Source organism: Stappia sp. P2PMeth1 (assembly GCF_900185735.1).
Lineage (GTDB): Bacteria > Pseudomonadota > Alphaproteobacteria > Rhizobiales > Stappiaceae > Stappia.
The window spans coordinates 313483-331842 of sequence record NZ_FYAW01000009.1; the positions used below are offsets into that span (position 1 = coordinate 313483).

The window sequence follows — 18360 nt, forward strand, 5'->3', positions numbered from 1 at the left end:
CATTTCTCCTTTCGAATAGGGCCATGGACGGGCCGCCAAGGCAAGCCTGGGCAGAAATCCCCAGGTTGCGGGCCATGGCATGGCGCCGAAAGCGGTCCATCTCCCGGCCGCCGGCGCGCCTTGAAGACTTAGCCGGCTTGTGACCAAATGGCCGCGATCGTGATCGCCGTGACCGGATCCCATGGGTGTGGAGGAGCATCCAGGTCGGGTCCGGACACAGGAAGGACAATGACACCCTTGCGTCGTGCAGTCCGGTCCGCCCCGGGAGGAGGGGGCGGCCGCCCGTGGATGGTCATCCCCGTGCGGGGCGCGCTGGCAGTGCTGGCGGTGCTGGCGCTCGCGCTGGCGCCGCGGCCGCTTGCCGCGCAGCAGGCCGTCTCCCCCGCTGGCGCGGTGGAGACTACGCCGCCCTCCGGCTCGACGCTCCCCGCCCCGCCCATCGTCGTTCTGACCTCCTATCCGGAACCCTTCGCCCAGGCGGTCGCGGCCGCCTATCTCCGGACCCGGCCCGGCGAGGACCTGCGCTTCCTGCACAAGTCGACCCATGCGCTGATCGAGCATGTGACGAGCGAGCGCCTGCCGCGGGCCGATGCGGTGTGGACGAGTTCGCCCATCGCCATCGCCGAGCTTGCCGATGCCGGGCTGCTGGAGCGTCCGGCGCGGGCCGGCCCGGAAGCGGCGGCCGGGGTGCGGCCGTCGCCGCCGCGCCTGCATGCCTTCGCCTATTCGCGGATCGGCATCATGTGGCGGCCGGACCTGATGCGCGCCAAGGGGCTGCCGCCGCCGGCCGACCTTGGATCGCTGCTGGCGCCGGACTATGCCGGCCTGATCGCGATGTCGGCGCCAGCGCGCTCGGGCACCACGCTGCTGTTCGTCGAACTGGTGCTGCAATCGCTCGGCTGGGACGAGGGCTGGGCCTATCTGCAGCAGCTTGCCGGCAATCTCGCCACGGTGACGGCCCGCTCCTTCGGCGTGCCGGAGGGGCTTGGCCACGGCCGCTTCCCGGTCGGCATCGGCGTCGGCTTCCTTGCCCGCACCCAGCCGACCAATGGCGAGCCGCTCGCCTTTGTCGCCGCGCCGGGCGACGTGCTGCTGCCGGCCGGGGTTGCGGCGCTGACCAACGCGCGCAACGGCCAGGGCGCGCGCCGCTTCGTCGCCTTCCTGCAAGGAGAGGAGGGCCAGGCGCTGCTGGCCGACCCGCAGGTGGCGCGGATCCCGCTTGCCGAGGCGCGGGAGGCGGCGCCGTTCGAGGAGCGGTTCGACTATCTGCTCGCCTCGACCCGGCGCGACGTGGTGGTGGCGCTGTTCGACCAGTTGGTGACCTATCAGCTCGACGAGCACCGGCGCTTCTGGCGGCGCTGGCGCGAGGTCGAGGCGGGGCTGGCGGATGCGGGAGAGGCGGCGGGAGAGACGACAGGGGAAGCGGTGGGGGAGGCGCGGGCGCTGCTCGACCAAGCCTATCGCCGGGCGACCGGCGTGCCGGTGCGCGCCTTCATGGCGCATGACCCGGCCTTGGTGCGGGTGTTCTCGCCGACCGCGCCGGAGCGGCTGGAAAACCGCGCCTTCCGCGAGCGGCTGCTGGAGAGCTGGCACCGGGAGACGCGCGAGCGGCTGGCCGAGGCCGGGGCCTTGGTCGAGCAGGCGCAGCGGCGCCTCGCTGCTGCCGTGCTCGCCCTGCCCGGGGCGCGGTGAGGGCGGCCATGCAGGACGATGCGCCCCGGGCGTCGAAACGGCTTCATTCCTTCATCGGCGTCCGGCTGATCGCGGCGCTGACGGTCATCGCGACGGTCGGCCTCGGCACGGCGGGCCTGTCGGTCTATGTGTTTTCCAGCTATGGCGAGACGGTCAGCGACCTCGTCGCCATCGAGACCGGGCGGCAGGCGGACATTTCCCGCTTCACCGAGGTGGCGACCGGCATTCGCGCCGACATGCCGCGTCTCGTCTTCGCCCGGTCCAACGAGGCCCGGCAGGCCAGCCGGGAGCGGCTGGAGGGGGCGGTCGCAAGTCTCGCCGGACTGCTGGAGCGCATCGGCCGGACGCTGCGCGACGACCTGCCGGAGAGCTTCGGCGACAGTGCCGACCTGCCGCAGGCGCTGGCCGCCGACATCGCCCGCATCGACGGCAATGTCGCCCGCCACCTTGCGATCCGTCAGCAGGTGGATGCGCTGGTGGTGCGGCTCAACCGGCTGCATGACGAGGCGCTGCGCGAGATCGAGCCGCTGATCGTCGACACCGACTTCAACATTCGCGTGGCGCTGGAGGCGCTGGAGGCGGCGGGGCCGGCAATGGCCGGCGCGGCGCCGCAGACCGGGCTGCTGCAGCGGGAGCTGCGCTTCGCCGAGACGCTGTGGAGCGCCAATGCCCATGTCAACCTGTTGATCGGCAAGCTGCTGCGCGTCGCGCAGGCGCAGGACCGCGACGTGATCGAGCTGCTGCGCCAGGATGTCGGCGAGGCGGTCGCCGGCACCGGCGACATGGTGAGCCTGCTGGCGCAGGCGGCGAGCACCGTGACCCTGCGCCAGGCGCTGTCCGACATCGCCCGGCTCGGCGCGCCGCGCGGCGCCTTGTTCGAGCTGAAGTTCAGCGAGACGGCGCTGGCCGGAGAGAGCGCGGTGATCGTCGAGGAGGCGGGCGACAAGCTCGACCGGCTGTCGCGGCTGGTCAGCGGCGCGGTCGCCTCGGCGGGGCGCCGCTCGGTGGACGTGGCGGCGGCGGCGCGCGAGGCGCTGGGGCGCGGCACGGTGCTGCTGCTCGCCCTCGGCGGGTTGCTGGCGGTGGTGGCGCTGGTGGTCGGCTGGCTGACGGTCGGCCGGCAGTTCATTCCGCGCCTGTCCAGCCTGCTGAAATCCATGCGCGCCATCGCCGACGGCGAACTCGACGCGCCGGTCAAGGTCACCGGCCAGGACGAGATGGGCCAGCTCGCCGACGCGCTGCGCACCTTGCAGGGGCGCAGCCAGCTCGCCCGGCGGCGGCGGCTGGAGCTCGGGGAGATCAACGAGCGGCTGACCCGCGAAATCGACGAGCGCCGGCAGGTGGAGGGCAAGCTGCTGCAGACCCAGGAAGAGCTGGTGCAGGCGGGCAAGATGGCCGCGCTCGGCCAGTTGTCGGCGGGTATCGCCCATGAGTTCAACCAGCCGCTCGCCGCCATGCGCTCCTATCTGCACAACGCCCGGCGCTATCTCGACCAGTCCAACACCGGCAAGGTGCGCGAGAAGCTGGAGCAGGTGTCCGGCCTGGTGCTGCGGCTGGCCGACACCTCGAACCACCTGAAGACGCTGGCTCGGCGCCACACCCGCGAGGCGGCAAGCTGCGATCCGGTGCCGATCGTCCTGCGCGCGGCGGAACTGTTCCGTGTGCAGCCGCAGGCCGCGCGCATCGCTTTCGATCTGCCGCGGGAGGGCGACGGGGCACCCGTGCGCGCCGACGCCAACCGGCTGGAACAGGTGCTGATCAACCTGATCGGCAATGCCGTCGATGCGGTCGAGGAGCGCAAGGCGCCGCGCGTCGCAGTCAGCGTACGCGCGGCCGGAGAGAGGGTGGTGATCGAGGTCGCCGACAATGGCTGCGGCATTCCGGACGATGTGCTCGGCAAGGTGTTCGATCCGTTCTTCACCACCAAGGAGCCGGGCCGGGGGCTTGGTCTCGGCCTGTCGATCTCCTACAACATCGTCCGCGATTTCGACGGCAGCCTGCGCTTTGCTCCGGCCGAGGGCGGCGGCACGCGGGCGATCCTCGAGTTGCACCGGGTGGATGAGGAACGGGTGGACGAGGGGCGGGAGGTACGAGGCGCAGCGCATGGCGGAGGTTAGGACGAAGGGCGGGACGGTCGTTCTGGTCGATGACGATCCGGCCGTGCTGGAGGCGATGCGCGAAACCCTGGTGCTGGAAGGCCACCAGGTGCGCGCGCATGGCGAGCCGCTGGCGGCGCTCTGCGGCCTCGACGCCCGGTTTGAGGGCGTCGTGATCTCCGATCTGCGGATGCCGGAGATGGACGGGCTGGAGCTGATGGCGCGGGTGCATGGCATCGATCCGGCGATCCCCGTCATCCTGGTGACCGGCCATGGCGACGTGCCGCGCGCCGTCGAGGCGATGCGCGCCGGCGCCTTCGACTTCCTGGAAAAACCGGCCGACCCCGACTACCTCATCGCGCTGACCGCCAATGCCCTGCGGCTGCGGGCGCTGGAGCTGGACAACCGGCGCCTGCGCGGCGAGCGGGAAGCGGGCCACGAGATTTCCGGCATCCTGATCGGCATTTCGCGGGCGATGGCCTTGCTGCGCGACGAGGTGCTGGCGGTGGCCGCGGCCGATGTCGACACGCTGATCCATGGCGAGACCGGCACCGGCAAGGAGCTGGTGGCGCGCTGCCTGCACCGCTTCAGCCCGCGCGGGCAAGGCCCCTTCGTCGCGATCAATTGCGGCGCGCTCCCCGAGACCCTGATCGCCAGCGAGCTGTTCGGCCACGAGGCCGGCGCCTTCACCGGCGCGGTGAAGCGGCGGATCGGCCGTTTCGAGCACGCCTCCGGCGGCACGCTGTTTCTCGACGAGATCGAGAGCATGCCGCTGCACCTGCAGACGCAATTGCTGCGGGCGCTGCAGGAGCGCGCGATCGAGCGGGTCGGCAGCAACGAGCCGGTGCCGATCGACGTCAAGGTGGTGGCGGCGACCAAGGTCGACCTGCGCGAGGCGGCGGATGCGGGTTCCTTCCGCGAGGATCTGTTCTACCGGCTCAACATGGCGGAGATCCGGATTCCGCCGCTGCGCCGGCGGGCGGAGGACATCCCCATCCTGTTCCGCCATTTCGTCGGCGAGGCCGCTGCGGCGCGCCGGCGCGACTGCCCGGCGATCGCGCCGGCGGTGATGGCCGGACTGATCGGCGAGCGCTGGCGCGGCAATGTGCGCGAGCTGCGCAACCGGGCGGAGCGGCTGGCGCTCGGCCTCGGCTCGCGGCCGGCGGAAGGGGGCGCGGACGGAGAGGCGGGAGCGGGGGCGAGCCTGCCGGAGCGGCTCGACAGGTTCGAGGAAGCGGCGATCCGCGAGGCGATCGAGGCCGCGTCGGGCAATCTCTCGGCGGCGGCGCGCCGGCTCGGCATCCCGCGCAAGAAGCTCTATCTCAGGATGGAGAGGCACGGCATCGCGCTGCCCGAGCGCGGCGCCGCGGAGTGAGTCGATTTCGACTCACCTTGACATGACGGGGTGAGTCGGTTCCGGCACAGGCGCGCCTGTCGCCGTTCGCGCGACGATCCCGCATTCCCTTGAAATCGCTCATTGAATGATTTTCTCGGCCGGATTTTCCGATCTGGCACGGCATTTGACAGGGGAGAGGGCACCGGCTGCCAAGGCCGGAACCATTGGGAGGAATACAAGTGAGCTCTTTTGCCCTGAAAGCTGCCGCGGGGGCGGCCGCTCTGTTCGCGTCCGTGTCCCTGACCACGCTCGCGATCGCCAGCGACAAGCTGACCATCGTCACGTCCTATCCGGCCGATGTCACCGACGTCTACAAGACCGCCTTCGAGCAGGCCCATCCGGGCGTCACCGTCGAGGTCGTCAACAAGGCCACCAGCGCGGGCGTCAAGTTCCTCAAGGAAACCACGTCGAACAACTCGTCCGACATCTTCTGGGCCTCGGCGCCGGATGCCTTCGAGGTGCTGAAGGCCGACGGTCTGCTGGAGAAGTACAGCCCGGCGGTCGAGGGCCTGCCGGAGAAGATCGGCGCCTATCCGATCAACGATCCGGACGGCTTCTACACCGGCTTCGCGCTGTCGGGCTACGGCATCATGTGGAACACCCGCTATGCCCAGTCCTATGGCCTGGAGCCGGCCCGGCAGTGGTCGGACCTGACCAAGGCCGAGTATTTCGGCCATGTCGGCATTTCCTCGCCCTCGCGCTCCGGCACCACGCATCTGACGATCGAGACGATCCTGCAGGGTGAGGGCTGGGAGAAGGGCTGGGAGCAGATCAAGTGGATCAGCGGCAACTCCTACACCATCACCGAGCGCTCGTTCGGCGTGCCGGACGGCGTCAACACCGGCTCCTTCGGCTTCGGCGTCGTCATCGACTTCTTCGGCTTCTCCTCGCGCTCCTCGGGCTTTCCGGTCGACTTCGTCTATCCGGACGTGACCGCCCTGGTGCCGGCCAATGTCGGCATCGTCACCAACGCGCCGAACGGGGACAATGCCAGGAAATTCGTCGACTTCCTGCTGTCGACCAAGGGCCAGGAACTGCTGCTCGACCCGAAGATCATGCGCCTGCCGGTCAATCCGGAAGCCTATGCGCACGCCCCCGAGGGCTTCCCGAACCCGTTCGTCGGCGACACGATCAAGGCCAGCGTCAGCTTCGACAGCGAAGCGTCGAAGGCGCATTACAACGCGGTCAACGCGCTGTTCGACAGCATGATCACCTATCGCCACAAGGAGCTGACCGCGGCGGTGAAGGCCATCCACGAGGCCGAGGCGGCCGTCGGCGAGGGCGGCTCGCAGGAGGCGAAGGACCTGATCAAAGAGGCCCGCGCCCTGGTCGCCTGGACCCCGGTCGACCTGGAGACGGCAAACGATTCGGCCTTCGCCGCGATCTTCACGACCAAGCGCCAGACCGCCGACGACAAGGCGACCGGCCGCCAGGCCGAGGTCGAGCAGGAATGGGACTCCCGCATCGTCGCGAATTACGCGAAGGCGGTGGAACTTGCCGGCAAGGCGAAATCCATGAAGTGACGCCGGACGGCGTCGGCGGGCGGCCCGGGCTCCGGGGCGCCCGCCCTCACGTCACTTGTTCCCATAATCCGCTCGTTGATGAGGAGGACCGCGCATGGCCGCGCTGTCGACCGCCCTTCCGCGTGCAAGTTTCGGGCAGCGCATATCCTGGGGGCCGCTGACGGCGGCGCTCGGTATCCTGCTCTTCCTTGTCGCTTTCCTGATCCTGCCGGTGGCGATGGTGATCTATGTCGCCTTCACCGATCCGGGCAGCGGCGAGCTGACGCTCGCCAATTTCATGGACTTCTTCCGCAGCGCCCTGTTCCGGGAAGCCTTCTACAATTCCTTCTACGTGGCGGCGATGTCGGTGGTGCTCGCCACCGTCTTCGCGCTGCCGCTCGCCTATATCACCTCGCGCTTCAACTTCCGCGGCGCGGTGCTGATCCAGACGCTCGGCTTCGTGCCGCTGATCATGCCGCCCTTCATCGGCGCGGTGGCGATGCAGTTGCTGTTCGGCGCCAATGGCAGCGTCAACCTGCTGCTGCGCGACTGGTTCGGCATCACCATCCCCTTCATGGAGGGGCTGAACGGGGTGATCCTCGTCCAGTCGATCCACTACTTTCCCTTCATCCTGATCAACCTGTCGGCGAGCCTGCGCAACATCGACCGGTCGATGGAGGAATCCGCGCAGATGCTCGGCTCGCACGGAATGCGGCTGTTCCGCCGCATCGTCCTGCCGCTGGCGATGCCCGGCTATATCGCCGGCGCCTCGCTGGTCTTCGTCAAGGTGTTCGACGATCTCGGCACGCCCTTGCTGCTCAACGTCAACACCATGCTGGCGCCGCAGGCTTATCTGCGCATCTCCTCGGTCGGCATCTCCGATCCGATGGGCTACGTGATCTCGGTGATCCTCATCGTCTGTTCGATCTTCGCCATGTGGGTGTCGATCAGCGCGATGCGCGGCAAGGACTATTCCACCACCCAGAAGGGCGGCGGCGGCCTGTCCAAGCGGGATCTCGGGGCGCTGGAGACGGCGGGCTGCTATCTCGTGGTGCTGGCGCTGCTGGCCATCGTGCTGGCGCCGCATATCGGCCTGCTGCTGCTGTCGCTCGGCACGGTGTGGTCGTTCTCGGTGCTGCCGGACGGCTTCACCACCGAGCATTACGTGGTGGCGGTCAACAAGGCCTGGCCCTTCATCAAGAACACCCTGATCTATGCCGGCATCGCCGCGCTGATCGACGTGCTGCTCGGCACCGCCATTGCCTATCTCGCCGCGCGCACGACGCTGATCGGGCGCAAGTGGCTGGACTATATCGCCATGGCGGCGCTGGCGGTTCCCGGCGTCGTGCTCGGCATCGGCTATCTGCGCCTGTTCTACAGCGTCGACATGCCGTTCACCGGCGCGCCGCTCGCCACCTGGTGGGGCATCATCGTCATCGCGCTGGCGACACGGCGGCTGCCATACGCGCTGCGCTCTTGTTCGGCGGCGCTGCAACAGGTGAGCCCGTCGCTGGAGGAAGCCTCGGAAAACCTCGGCGCCCCGAAGGTGCGCACGGTGCGCAGGATCGTGCTGCCGCTGATGGCGGCCGGCCTCGTCGCCGGCTTCGTCACCAGCTTCGCCACCGCCGCCGTCGAACTGTCGGCGACGATCATGCTGGTGGCGCGGGAAAGCGACGCGCCGCTCGCCTACGGTCTTTACCTGTTCATGCAGTCGGCGGCGGGACGCGGTCCCGGTGCCGCCCTCGGCGTGATCACGGTCGTGATCGTCGGCCTTGCCACCTACTTCGCCCAACACCTCGTTGAGAAGGCGCGACGGGAGCAATCCGCGTCCGCCGGCTCGCACTGACAGGGAGCACAGCCATGCTTCAAGCGATTGAAACCAGCGGTCAGCCCCTTGCGATGGGCGAGGCGACGCCGATCCGCATCCGCAACCTGACCCTGTCCTTCGGCACCACCAAGGTGCTGAAGGGCATCGACCTCGACATCGGCGCCGGCGAGTTCTTCGCCTTCCTCGGCCCCTCCGGCTCCGGCAAGTCGACGCTGCTGCGGGCGATCGCCGGCTTCGGGCCACGGCCCAGCGGCGAGATCCTGCTCGGCGAGCGCAACGTCATCGGCTTGCAGCCGTGGAAGCGCGACGTCGGCATGGTGTTCCAGAGCTATGCGCTCTGGCCGCATATGACGGTGCGCCAGAACGTCGCCTACGGGCTGGAGGAGCGGCGGCGCCCGGCGGAGGAGATCCGCCGCCGGGTGCGCGAGGCGCTGGAACTGGTCGGGCTCGATGCCTATGCCGACCGCTATCCGTCCCAGCTTTCGGGCGGCCAGCAGCAGCGCGTGGCGCTGGCCCGCACCGTGGTGATCGAGCCGAAGGTGCTGCTGCTCGACGAGCCGCTGTCCAATCTCGACGCCAACCTGCGCGTCCAGATGCGCCAGGACCTGCTGGCGCTGCAGCGGCGGCTCGGCATCACCACGATCTTCGTCACCCACGACCAGGAGGAAGCCAACACGATCTGCGACCGGATCGCGGTTCTGTCGGACGGGGTGGTGCAACAGGTCGGCGAGCCGGACCATGTCTATGACCAGCCGGCCAACAGCTTCGTCGCCCGGTTCCTCGGCACCGCCAACATCCTCGACGGCCGGGTGATCGTGCAGGGCGGCGCCTGCCGCTTCGTGCTCGACGAGCGCTCGGCGATCCCCTTGCAGGGGTCGCATGGCGAGGGCGAGGCGAGTTTCGTGCTGCGGCCGCGCGGGCTGGAATTCGCCGATGACGGCGGCGGCGAGCTTGCCGGCACGATTGCCGGCAGCGAGTTCCTCGGCGACACGATCCGCTACTTCGTCGAGGTGGGCGGGCGGTCGCTGCTGGTCGACGAGGTGCACCGGCGCGGCGGCGATCGGCGCGCCGCCGGCACCGAGGTTGCCTTGCGCGTGGTGCCGGGCCAGGGGGTGGTTCTGACCCGCTGAGGCTCGGCGTCTTTCGCCGGACGACACTGACGACAGACCCGGATGATGGCGCCGTCCCCGGACGGCGCCATTTTTTTGGCGCCGCAGGCCAGGGTCCTGATCCTAGGCGGGCTCCGGCATCCGCCCTCCGGAAATCCGCCAAGGCCTTGATCGGGCAGGCGCCATCGCCGCGCGGGCGCTTGCCGCTTGGCGCCCTGCCTCTCCCTTGGGCAGGGGCTGCCTTCATCAAACTGACATCGACCCGGTGTAATAGAAAATGGAAACGTTTCCATTTTCGGATTTCGGCGGTATTCTACTGTCCGTAGCCGGCTTGGGAGGGACTGGTGAAAATTCGACCACCGACGATCAAGGATGTGGCAGAGCGCGCCGCTTGCGGCGTCGCGACGGCCAGCCGCGTCCTCAATGGTCGGGGGCCGGCCAGCGAGAAGACCCGCAAGAAGGTGCTTGCCGCCGCCGCCGAACTCGGCTTCGAGTTCAGCGATCTCGGGCGCTCGCTGCAGAGCAGCACCACCCGCACCCTCGGCTGCGTCGTGCCCTCGCTCGCCAATCCGGTCTTCGCCGATGTGGTGCAGGCGGCGCAGGCGGAGGCCAACCGCGCCGGCTATCAGCTCATCCTCGCCTGTTCCGACTACGATCCCGAGCTGGAGAGCCGGGCGATTCGCACCCTGCTCGCCAAGCAGGTCGACGGGCTGATCGTCACGGTCAGCAATGTCGAGGACAGCGAGGGGCTGGAGCAGGTGCGGGCGCGGGGCGTGCCCTGCGCGCTGGTCTACAACCGGGCCTGCCGGGGCTTTCCCGCCTGGTCGGTCGACAACCGGGCGGCGGCGGCGAGGGTCGCCGGCGAGTTCGCCGCCCTCGGGCACCGGCATACCGGTTTCCTGGCGCTGGAATTCGGCCGCTCGGACCGCTCGCGCGAGCGCTTCGAGGGCTTCGCCGAGGCCTGCGCGGCGCTCGGCATGGCGCAGCCGGTGCTCTTGGAGATCGCCGAGCAGGAGGGCCAGCTCCTGGAGCTGCTGCGCGCGCTCTTATCCGCCAACCGCGACATCACCGGCATTTTTGCCTCGAACGACTATCTGGCGCTCGCGGCCATGCAGGCGGCGCGCGGCCTTGGCAGGCGCATCCCGCAGGACCTGTCGATCGTCGGCTTCGACGGCATCGCGACCGGTCTGATGGTGGAGCCGAACCTGGCCACCGTGGTGACAGATCCGCGGGCGATGGGCGAGGGGGCGGCACGAACCGTCCTGGCGCGGCTTGCCGGCGAGACGCCGCCGGCGGGGCCGGATCCGGCCAGGGCTTTCAGTTTCCGGCGGGGCGGCAGTCTGGGGCCGCCGGCGCCGGAGAGCATGGACGGCGGAGAAGCGGCAACTTCTCCGCCGCCGAGACAGTAACCCGAGCTACGTAACCGCAGGAGTCACCACCGTGAAACATATGCTTGTTGCAACCGCAATGACAATGGCCGCCATTTTGCCGGCAAAGGCCGAGGACGCCGTCTGCTACAATTGTCCGCCGCAATGGGCCGACTGGGCCTCGATGCTGAAGGCGATCGACGAGAAGCTCGGCGTCAAGATGCCGCATGACAACAAGAACTCGGGCCAGGCCCTCAGCCAGTTGCTGGCGGAGCGGGCAAGCCCGGTCGCCGACGTCGCCTATTTCGGCGTCACCACCGGCATCAAGGCCGGCACCGAGGGCGTCGTCACGCCGTACAAGCCGGCCGGCTTCGACGAGATCCCCGACGGGCTGAAGGATCCGGAAGGGCACTGGTTCGCCGTCCACTACGGCACGCTCGGCCTTTTCGTCAATGTCGACGCACTGGCCGGCGCGCCGGTGCCGCAGTGCTTCGCCGACCTGAAGAAGCCGGAATATCGCGGCATGGTCGGCTATCTCGACCCGTCCTCGGCCTTTGTCGGCTATGCCGGCGCGGTGGCCGTGAACCTTGCCTTCGGCGGCGACCTGACGAATTTCGATCCGGCGATCGAGTTCTTCAAGGAGCTGGCGCAGAACGCGCCGATGGTCCCCAAGCAGACCTCCTTCGCCCGCGTCGTCTCCGGCGAGATCCCGATCCTGTTCGACTACGACTTCAACGCCTATCGCGGCAAATACGAGGAGGACGGCAATTTCGAGTTCGTCCTGCCCTGCGAGGGCTCGGTCCGCGTGCCTTACGTGATGGGCCTCGTCGCCGGCGCGCCGCATGAGGAGACGGGCAAGAAGGTGCTCGACTTCGTCCTCTCCGACGAAGGCCAGGCGATCTGGACCAACGCCTATCTGCAGCCGGCCCGTCCGGTCGAGCTGCCGGCCGAGGTCGCGGCGAAGTTCCTGCCCGCCTCCGATTACGAGCGGGCCGTCGCGGTCGACTATGCCGAGATGGAAAAGGCGCAGGCCACGTTCGGCGAGCGTTACCTGAACGAAGTCAAGTAACGCCGCCGTCCTCCGGGGGCGGGCGCGCCTCGCCGCGCGCCCGCCTTCGCCACAATGCCCAAGCCCCGCGGGACCACCCCCGACGAACATGACGAAGGATCGCCATGGCCAACCGGACCTTCATCGGCCTGTGCCTGCTGCCGCTTGCCGTCTTCTCGCTCGCCTTTCTCGCCCTGCCCCTGGTGCGGCTGGTGATGGCCTCGAGCGAGGGGACCGAGGGCTGGGGCATCTATCTGCAGATCCTGCAGACGCCGCGCTATCTCCAGACCCTGCTGCAGACGGTGCTCGTCTCGCTGGCGGTGAGCGTCGTGGCGCTCGCCATCTCGACGACGGCGGGGCTGTTCCTCGCCCGCAACCGCTTCCCCGGCCGCGGCGCGCTGCTGTCGGTGCTGACGCTGCCGCTCGCCTTTCCCGGTGTGGTGGTCGGCTTCCTGATCATCCTGCTGGGCGGCCGCCAGGGCCTGTTCAACACGCTGCTGCCGGGCCATGTGGTCTTCGCCTATTCGCTGCTCGGCCTGTTCCTCGGCTATCTCTACTTCTCGATCCCGCGCGTGCTGCTGACGGTGATGGCGGCGACGGAGAAGCTCGATCCGGCGCTCGAGGAGGCCGCGCGCACGCTCGGCGCCTCGCCCTACCGGGTCGTCTTCGACGTGATCCTGCCGGGCCTTGCGCCCTCGCTGGTCGCCGCCGGGGCGATCGCCTTCGCCACCGCCATGGGCGCCTTCGGCACCGCCTTCACGCTGGCGACCGATATCGACGTGCTGCCGATGGTGATCTACACCGAGTTCACCCTGTCGGCGAACATCGCCATGGCCTCGGCCCTGTCGGTGCTGCTCGGCCTTGCCACCTGGGTGCTCTTGCTGCTTGCGCGCAGTTTCGCCGGTACCACCGTCGCGGCGGGGGGCTGATGCGATGCGCCTGACCCTTCCCCGCCTGCTGCAGCTTGCCGTCACACTGCTGACGGCGGCCTTCCTCATCGTTCCGGCGATCCAGTCGATCCTTGCCGGTCTCACCGTCAACTATTTCCGCGGCCTGTCCTCGGGCTTCACCCTGCGCTGGGTCGGCGAGGTCTGGCGGCTCTATGCCGACAGCATCCTGCTGTCGATGGGGCTCGCCGTCGCCTGCCTTGGCGTGACGCTGGTGATCGGCGTGCCGGCGGCCTATGCGCTGGCCAAGAACCCCGGCCGCCTGTCGCGCGTGCTGGAGGAGTTCATCTCGCTGCCGCTGGCGGTGCCGGGCCTTGCCCTGGCGCTGGCGCTTTTGCAGCTCTACGGCTCGATGACCGGCTTCCGCACCTCCTGGACCTTCATCCTGGTCGGCCATGTGCTCTACACGCTGCCCTTCATGGTGCGCTCGGTGCTGGCGGTGCTGATGGCGATGGACCTGAAATCGCTGGAGGAGAGCGCGGCGACGCTCGGCGCCTCGGCGGTGACGCGCTTTCGCACCATCGTCGTGCCCAATGCCATGCCGGGTATTCTCGCCGGCGCGCTGACCGTGGTCACGCTGTCGATCGGCGAGTTCAACCTGACCTGGATGCTGCACACCCCCTATCTGAAGACGCTGCCCGTGGGCCTTGCCGACAGCTACGCCTCGATGCGCCTGGAGATCGCCTCGGCCTACACGCTGGTCTTCTTCGTGATGATCGTGCCGCTGCTGATGGCGATGCAGTGGGCCACCGACAGGGCACAGAGGATTTCCCGATGACGCTGACCATCCGCAACGCCAGCAAGACCTATCCCGACGGCACCCGCGCCCTGCTGCCGACCGATCTCACCGTCGGCGAAGGCGAGATCCTGTCGCTGCTCGGCCCCTCGGGCTGCGGCAAGACCACGCTGCTGCGCATCATCGCCGGGCTGGAGACGCCGGACGCCGGCACGCAAGTGCGCTTCGACGACGAGGACGTGACCCGTCTTGCCGTCGAGCGCCGCAATGTCGGCATGGTGTTCCAGTCCTACGCCCTGTTCCCCAACATGTCGGTCCGGGCCAATATCGGCTACGGGCTCAAGGTGCGGAAGGTGCCGAGGGCCGAGCGCGAGCAGCGTGTCGACGAGGTGCTGGCCCTGTGCCGGCTCGGCGACTATGCCGAGCGGGCGGTCACCGCGCTGTCCGGCGGCCAGCGGCAGCGCGTCGCGCTCGCCCGTGCCATGGCGCCGCGCCCGCGCATCCTGCTGCTCGACGAGCCGCTGTCGGCGCTGGATGCGGCGCTGCGCGACAGCCTGCGCGACGAACTCGCCGCCATGCTGCGCCAGTTCCGCATCACCGCCGTCTTCGTCACCCACGACCAGGCCGAGGCGCTGGCGATTGCCGACCGCATCGCCGTCATGTCGCAGGGGGTGATGCAGCAGGTCGGCCGGCCGGAGGAGCTTTACCGCCAGCCGGTCTCGTCCTTCGTCGCCCGCTTCATCGGCAGTGCGATGCCGCTTGCCGGCACCATCGCCGACGGCCACCTGATCCTGCCCGGCGGCCGCCTGCCGCTTGCGGCCGGCACCTCCGACGCCGAGGTCTTCGTGCGCGCCGAGGACGTGCATCTCGACGAGGCCGGCCCGCTGTCGGGCACGGTCGAGACCGTCGCCTTTTCCGGCGGTCACTACCGCATCGGCCTTGCCGGCGTCACGGGCGAGACGCTGTTCGCCACCCATCCGGGCCGGCAGGCGCCGCGTCCGGGCGACAGCGTGCGCCTGCGCATCGATGCCGGCGACCTTCTCGTCCTGCCCCAGGACCGCTCGTAACTCCCAGCTCAGGGCCTTGTTTTTCGCATGACCAAGATCATCCAGATTTCAGACATCCATATCGTTCCGGAAGGCCAGCTCGCCTATGAGAAGGTCGACACCGCCGCAGCGCTCGCCGAGACGGTCGCGACCATCAACCGCTGGCTGCCGGCCATCGGCCCGGTCGACATGGTCATCGTCACCGGCGACGTGACCGAGCACGGCACGGGTGAGGAGTACCGCCGCTTCCTGGAGATCATGGCGCCGCTGCACCTGCCCTGGCGCGCGGTGCCGGGCAATCACGATGCCCGCGAGCCGATGCGCGAGAGCCTTACCGCCAGCGGCTGGATGCCGGAAAGCGGGCCCATCGACTGGGAGGCCGAGTTCGACGATCTCGCGGTGATCTGCCTCGACACGCTGGTCGAGGGCCGGCCGCATGGCGAGCTGGCGGCGGAGAGCCTCGCCCGCCTGTCGGCGCGTCTCGCCGTCCTCGGCGACAAGCCGGTACTGCTCGGCCTGCATCATCCGCCCATCGCCTCGGGGATTGCCGCGATGGACGCCAACAACCTGCACAATGCGCGCGAGTTGCGGGACGTGATCGCCGGCTATCGCGGCGAGGTCCGCATCGTCTGCGGCCACCTGCACCGGTCCATCGCCGGTCTTGTCGACGGGCGCATCTGCCAGGTCTGCCCCGGCACCTCGCATGCGGTGACGCTGGACCAGCGCGCCGATGCCGGCAACAGCCTGACGGTGGAGCCGGGCGCGATGATGCTGCACGAGCTGCGCGGCGGCGTGCTGCTCAGCCACTGGATCCCGGTCGGCCGCTTCGACGGACCCTACCCGTTCCTCGGCGTCTGAGCTGCAAGGTTCACAGCCTCGCGGCGACGCTCTTGGTCCGGCAATAGCCGAGGAGGCCTTCCAGCCCCTTCTCGCGGCCGAAGCCGGAGAGCTTGGTGCCGCCGAACGGCACCTCGATGCCTCCGGCGAAATACTCGTTGATATAGACCTGGCCCGCGTCGAGCCGGCGGGCCAGACGATGCGCCGTGCCGTGGTCGCGGGTGTAGAGGCCGGCGACGAGGCCGAAGGGCGTGCCGTTGGCGAGCTCCAGCGCGTGGTCGGCGTCGTCGGCAAGCTGAACCGTGAGCACCGGGCCGAAGATCTCCTCCTGCACCAGTTCGTCGGCGGCGGGGCGGTCCGCGACGATGGTCGGCTCGAAGAACCAGCCCTTGCCGGTCTGCGGATCGGTGGCGGTGCGGCCGCCGGTCAGGATCTCGGCTCCGCGCGCCCGTGCCCGGTCGAGGAAACCGGCGATCTTGGCAAGGTGCTCGGCCGAGTTGACCGGCCCCATGTCCGGGTTGCGCAAGCCGTGGCCCAGCGTCAGCCGCCGCGCCCGCGCGACGAGCTCCTCCAGGAAGCCGTCGGCGATGCCGCGCTGGATCACGAGGCGCGAGCCGGCCGAACAGATCTGTCCGGCATTCTCGAAGATCGCGCCCATCACCCCGTCCAGCGCCTGCTCCCGGTCGCAGTCGTCCAGCACGATCACCGGCGATTTGCCGCCGAGTTCCAGCACCACCCGGGTGACGTGATCGGCGGCCGATTTCATCACGCGTCTGCCGGTCGCGACCGAGCCGGTGAAGGTGATGTGATCGACCAGCGGGTGGGCGACCAGCGGCGCCCCGGCCTCCGCGCCGGTGCCGGTGACGACGTTGCACACGCCGGCGGGCAGGCCGGCGCGGGTCAGGATATCGGCCAGCATCAGCGCGGTGAAGGGCGTCTGCTCCGCCGGCTTGGCGACCACCGTGCAACCGGCGGCAAGGGCGGGGGCGAGCCCGCGCGCGGCCGTCGACAGCGGATAGTTCCAGGGGATGATATGGGCGGCGACGCCGACCGGCTCGGCCAGCGAATAGCCGAGATAGTCGGGCCCGAGCGGGAAGCTGCGCCCCTCCAGCTTGTCGCAGGCGCCGGCGTAATATTCGAAGGCGCGTGCGGCCCCGCGCACGTCGCCCTCGGCCTCGCTGAGCCGCTTGCCGCTGTCGAGGCATTCGGCGATGGCGAGCCGTTCGCCCTCGGCGAGGATCATCTGCGCGGCGCGCGCCAGGATGCGGCCGCGCGCGGCCGGGGCGGTGTCGCGCCACACGCTCTTGAAGGCGTGGGCGGCGCTTGCCACCGCCGCCTCGACATCCGCCGCATCGCCCCTTGCGAACTCGGCGAAGGCCTCGCCGGTGCCCGGATCGAAGCTCTCCATCCGCCGGCCTGCGCGCGCGGCCTGAAAGCTGCCGTCGAGATAGAGCCCGTCCGGCAGGCCGGGTAGGGTGCCGGTGCGCTTCACCTCGCCGAGAAGGTCGCTTGTGGTCATCGTCATGTCTCCAGCCGGCTGTCCTGATAGCTGCTTTTCGCCAGCCATTCGGGAGAGATGTCCGCGCCCCAGCCGGGCGCGTCGGTCACTTCCGCATGGCCCTCGGTGATCGTATAGGGCGAGGCGACGAACAGCCCCTCCTGCCAGGGATAATAGTCCTCGCCCTCGATGGAGAACTCCAGATAGGGGCCGGCATTGGGGATCGCCCGCAGCATATGCATGGTGAACAGCGTGACGAGCGAAAGGTTCGCCGCATGCGGCGTGCAGGGGATGCCGTTCACGGCGGCGATCTCGGCCACTTTCAGCGTGCGCAGCAGCCCACCGAGATAGCAGATGTCCGGCTGGATGACGTCGACCACATGGCCCTCGATCATCCGCCGCCAGTCGACCAGCGAGCAGTCCTGTTCGCCGCCCGTCACGTCGAGATCCAGCGCCTCGCGCACCTGGCGGGTCTGCTCGTAGTTCCAATAGGGGCAGGGCTCCTCGTAATGGACGACGCCGTTGTCCTGCAGCATGTGGCCGACCTCGATGGCGCGCGCCGGCGAGAAGCCGGAATTGGCATCGACCAGCAGCGTCGCCCCGTCGCCGAGCGCCTTGCGGATCGTCGGCACGATCTCCTCGGTGCGGCCCGGCCATTCGTCGATGTCGCGGCCGCATTCGGCGCCGACGCGGAACTTGAAGGCATCGAAGCCGAAACGGTCGCGCAGCCGCAGGAACCGCTCGGCCTCGTCGGCGGGGGTGATGTCGCGCTTCATCGACGAGGCATAGGTGCGGATGCGGCCCGGCGTGCCGCCGATCAGCGCGCAGACCGGCTTGCCCTCCAGCTTGCCGCGCAGGTCCCACAGTGCGGTGTCGAGCCCGCCGATGGCGCGCGAGACATAGGAGCCGGGAAACTTGTGCTCGCGCTCGGGGATGATGTCGACGAGGCCGGCAATGTCGAGCGCATCCGCTCCCAGCGCATGCGGGGCGACCTGCCGGTGCAACACCTGCGCGGTGATGTCGGCATTGTAGGGGGCGACCTGACCCCAGCCGCTGGCGCCGCTGTCCGTCGTCACCCGCACGAAGCAGACGAAACGGTCGGTGAAACTCTCGATCCTGGCAATCTTCATGGAAGTCCTCGGGGAACGGCGGCCGGCAGGCGGTCTGTTGCGCCTCGCACTTTATTGTCGATTGGCTTGGAGATAAGGTCCATTTTGAGGATTTGGCCGGTCCAATTTGGCGAGCACGCGCTCGCGGA

At 69.1% G+C, this 18360-nt stretch carries 14 protein-coding genes; 12 read left to right on the top strand and 2 right to left on the bottom strand.

Annotated features, from left to right (window positions below):
- The first annotated feature begins 288 nt into the window (after nucleotides 1–288).
- From P2PM1_RS04495 to P2PM1_RS04550, 12 genes are all read left to right on the top strand, one after another.
- Nucleotides 289–1692, top strand: coding sequence for an ABC transporter substrate-binding protein (locus tag P2PM1_RS04495; RefSeq protein WP_186398271.1), 1404 nt, complete (start codon nucleotides 289–291; stop codon nucleotides 1690–1692).
- Between the two features lie 8 nt (nucleotides 1693–1700).
- On the top strand, nucleotides 1701–3809 hold the full coding sequence (locus tag P2PM1_RS04500) for an ATP-binding protein (protein ID WP_186398272.1): 2109 nt from the start codon (nucleotides 1701–1703) through the stop codon (nucleotides 3807–3809).
- A complete protein-coding gene (locus P2PM1_RS04505) occupies nucleotides 3796–5163 on the top strand; it encodes a sigma-54 dependent transcriptional regulator (protein ID WP_186398273.1) in 1368 nt (455 codons plus the stop codon). The genes P2PM1_RS04500 and P2PM1_RS04505 overlap by 14 nt, the downstream gene beginning before the upstream one ends.
- Before the next feature lie 200 nt (nucleotides 5164–5363).
- Nucleotides 5364–6707: an ABC transporter substrate-binding protein gene (locus P2PM1_RS04510; RefSeq protein WP_186398274.1), complete on the top strand. Its 1344-nt coding sequence runs from the start codon at nucleotides 5364–5366 to the stop codon at nucleotides 6705–6707.
- A 94-nt stretch (nucleotides 6708–6801) separates the two neighbouring features.
- Nucleotides 6802–8532, top strand: coding sequence for an iron ABC transporter permease (locus tag P2PM1_RS04515; RefSeq protein ID WP_186388175.1), 1731 nt, complete (start codon nucleotides 6802–6804; stop codon nucleotides 8530–8532).
- Between the two features lie 14 nt (nucleotides 8533–8546).
- Nucleotides 8547–9644 carry an ABC transporter ATP-binding protein gene (locus tag P2PM1_RS04520; protein ID WP_208985175.1) on the top strand — a complete coding sequence of 366 codons (1098 nt, stop codon included), beginning with the start codon at nucleotides 8547–8549 and terminating at the stop codon, nucleotides 9642–9644.
- 323 nt (nucleotides 9645–9967) lie between these two features.
- Nucleotides 9968–11032, top strand: a complete 1065-nt coding sequence (locus tag P2PM1_RS04525; protein WP_186398275.1) for a LacI family DNA-binding transcriptional regulator — start codon at nucleotides 9968–9970, stop codon at nucleotides 11030–11032.
- Between the two features lie 64 nt (nucleotides 11033–11096).
- Nucleotides 11097–12059, top strand: a complete 963-nt coding sequence (locus P2PM1_RS04530) for an ABC transporter substrate-binding protein (protein ID WP_186398276.1) — start codon at nucleotides 11097–11099, stop codon at nucleotides 12057–12059.
- A 104-nt stretch (nucleotides 12060–12163) separates the two neighbouring features.
- A complete protein-coding gene (locus tag P2PM1_RS04535) occupies nucleotides 12164–12967 on the top strand; it encodes an ABC transporter permease (RefSeq protein ID WP_186398277.1) in 804 nt (267 codons plus the stop codon).
- Between the two features lie 4 nt (nucleotides 12968–12971).
- Nucleotides 12972–13763 (top strand): ABC transporter permease, encoded by a 792-nt coding sequence (locus P2PM1_RS04540; RefSeq protein WP_186398278.1) that lies wholly within the window; start codon nucleotides 12972–12974, stop codon nucleotides 13761–13763.
- Nucleotides 13760–14788 (top strand): ABC transporter ATP-binding protein, encoded by a 1029-nt coding sequence (locus tag P2PM1_RS04545; protein WP_186398279.1) that lies wholly within the window; start codon nucleotides 13760–13762, stop codon nucleotides 14786–14788. The genes P2PM1_RS04540 and P2PM1_RS04545 overlap by 4 nt, the downstream gene beginning before the upstream one ends.
- Nucleotides 14789–14815: 27 nt before the next feature.
- Nucleotides 14816–15625: a phosphodiesterase gene (locus tag P2PM1_RS04550; RefSeq protein ID WP_186398280.1), complete on the top strand. Its 810-nt coding sequence runs from the start codon at nucleotides 14816–14818 to the stop codon at nucleotides 15623–15625.
- Nucleotides 15626–15635: 10 nt separating this feature from the next.
- Here P2PM1_RS04550 and P2PM1_RS04555 read toward each other — a convergent pair whose 3' ends face one another.
- Both P2PM1_RS04555 and P2PM1_RS04560 read right to left on the bottom strand, forming a co-directional pair.
- On the bottom strand, nucleotides 15636–17123 hold the full coding sequence (locus P2PM1_RS04555) for an aldehyde dehydrogenase family protein (RefSeq protein WP_186398281.1): 1488 nt from the start codon (nucleotides 17121–17123) through the stop codon (nucleotides 15636–15638).
- 2 nt (nucleotides 17124–17125) lie between these two features.
- Nucleotides 17126–18232 carry a mandelate racemase/muconate lactonizing enzyme family protein gene (locus P2PM1_RS04560; RefSeq protein WP_186388167.1) on the bottom strand — a complete coding sequence of 369 codons (1107 nt, stop codon included), beginning with the start codon at nucleotides 18230–18232 and terminating at the stop codon, nucleotides 17126–17128.
- Nucleotides 18233–18360 lie beyond the last annotated feature (128 nt).

Excerpts from the sequence above, each read along its gene's own strand:
- P2PM1_RS04495 (WP_186398271.1), top strand. The coding sequence starts at position 289 with ATGGTCATCCCCGTGCGGGGCGCGCTGGCAGTGCTGGCGGTGCTGGCG.
- P2PM1_RS04500 (WP_186398272.1), top strand. The coding sequence starts at position 1,701 with ATGCAGGACGATGCGCCCCGGGCGTCGAAACGGCTTCATTCCTTCATC.
- P2PM1_RS04505 (WP_186398273.1), top strand. The coding sequence starts at position 3,796 with ATGGCGGAGGTTAGGACGAAGGGCGGGACGGTCGTTCTGGTCGATGAC.
- P2PM1_RS04515 (WP_186388175.1), top strand. The coding sequence starts at position 6,802 with ATGGCCGCGCTGTCGACCGCCCTTCCGCGTGCAAGTTTCGGGCAGCGC.
- P2PM1_RS04520 (WP_208985175.1), top strand. The coding sequence starts at position 8,547 with ATGCTTCAAGCGATTGAAACCAGCGGTCAGCCCCTTGCGATGGGCGAG.
- P2PM1_RS04530 (WP_186398276.1), top strand. The coding sequence starts at position 11,097 with ATGGCCGCCATTTTGCCGGCAAAGGCCGAGGACGCCGTCTGCTACAAT.
- P2PM1_RS04535 (WP_186398277.1), top strand. The coding sequence starts at position 12,164 with ATGGCCAACCGGACCTTCATCGGCCTGTGCCTGCTGCCGCTTGCCGTC.
- P2PM1_RS04540 (WP_186398278.1), top strand. The coding sequence starts at position 12,972 with ATGCGCCTGACCCTTCCCCGCCTGCTGCAGCTTGCCGTCACACTGCTG.
- P2PM1_RS04545 (WP_186398279.1), top strand. The coding sequence starts at position 13,760 with ATGACGCTGACCATCCGCAACGCCAGCAAGACCTATCCCGACGGCACC.
- P2PM1_RS04550 (WP_186398280.1), top strand. The coding sequence starts at position 14,816 with ATGACCAAGATCATCCAGATTTCAGACATCCATATCGTTCCGGAAGGC.
- P2PM1_RS04555 (WP_186398281.1), bottom strand. The coding sequence starts at position 17,123 with ATGACCACAAGCGACCTTCTCGGCGAGGTGAAGCGCACCGGCACCCTA.
- P2PM1_RS04560 (WP_186388167.1), bottom strand. The coding sequence starts at position 18,232 with ATGAAGATTGCCAGGATCGAGAGTTTCACCGACCGTTTCGTCTGCTTC.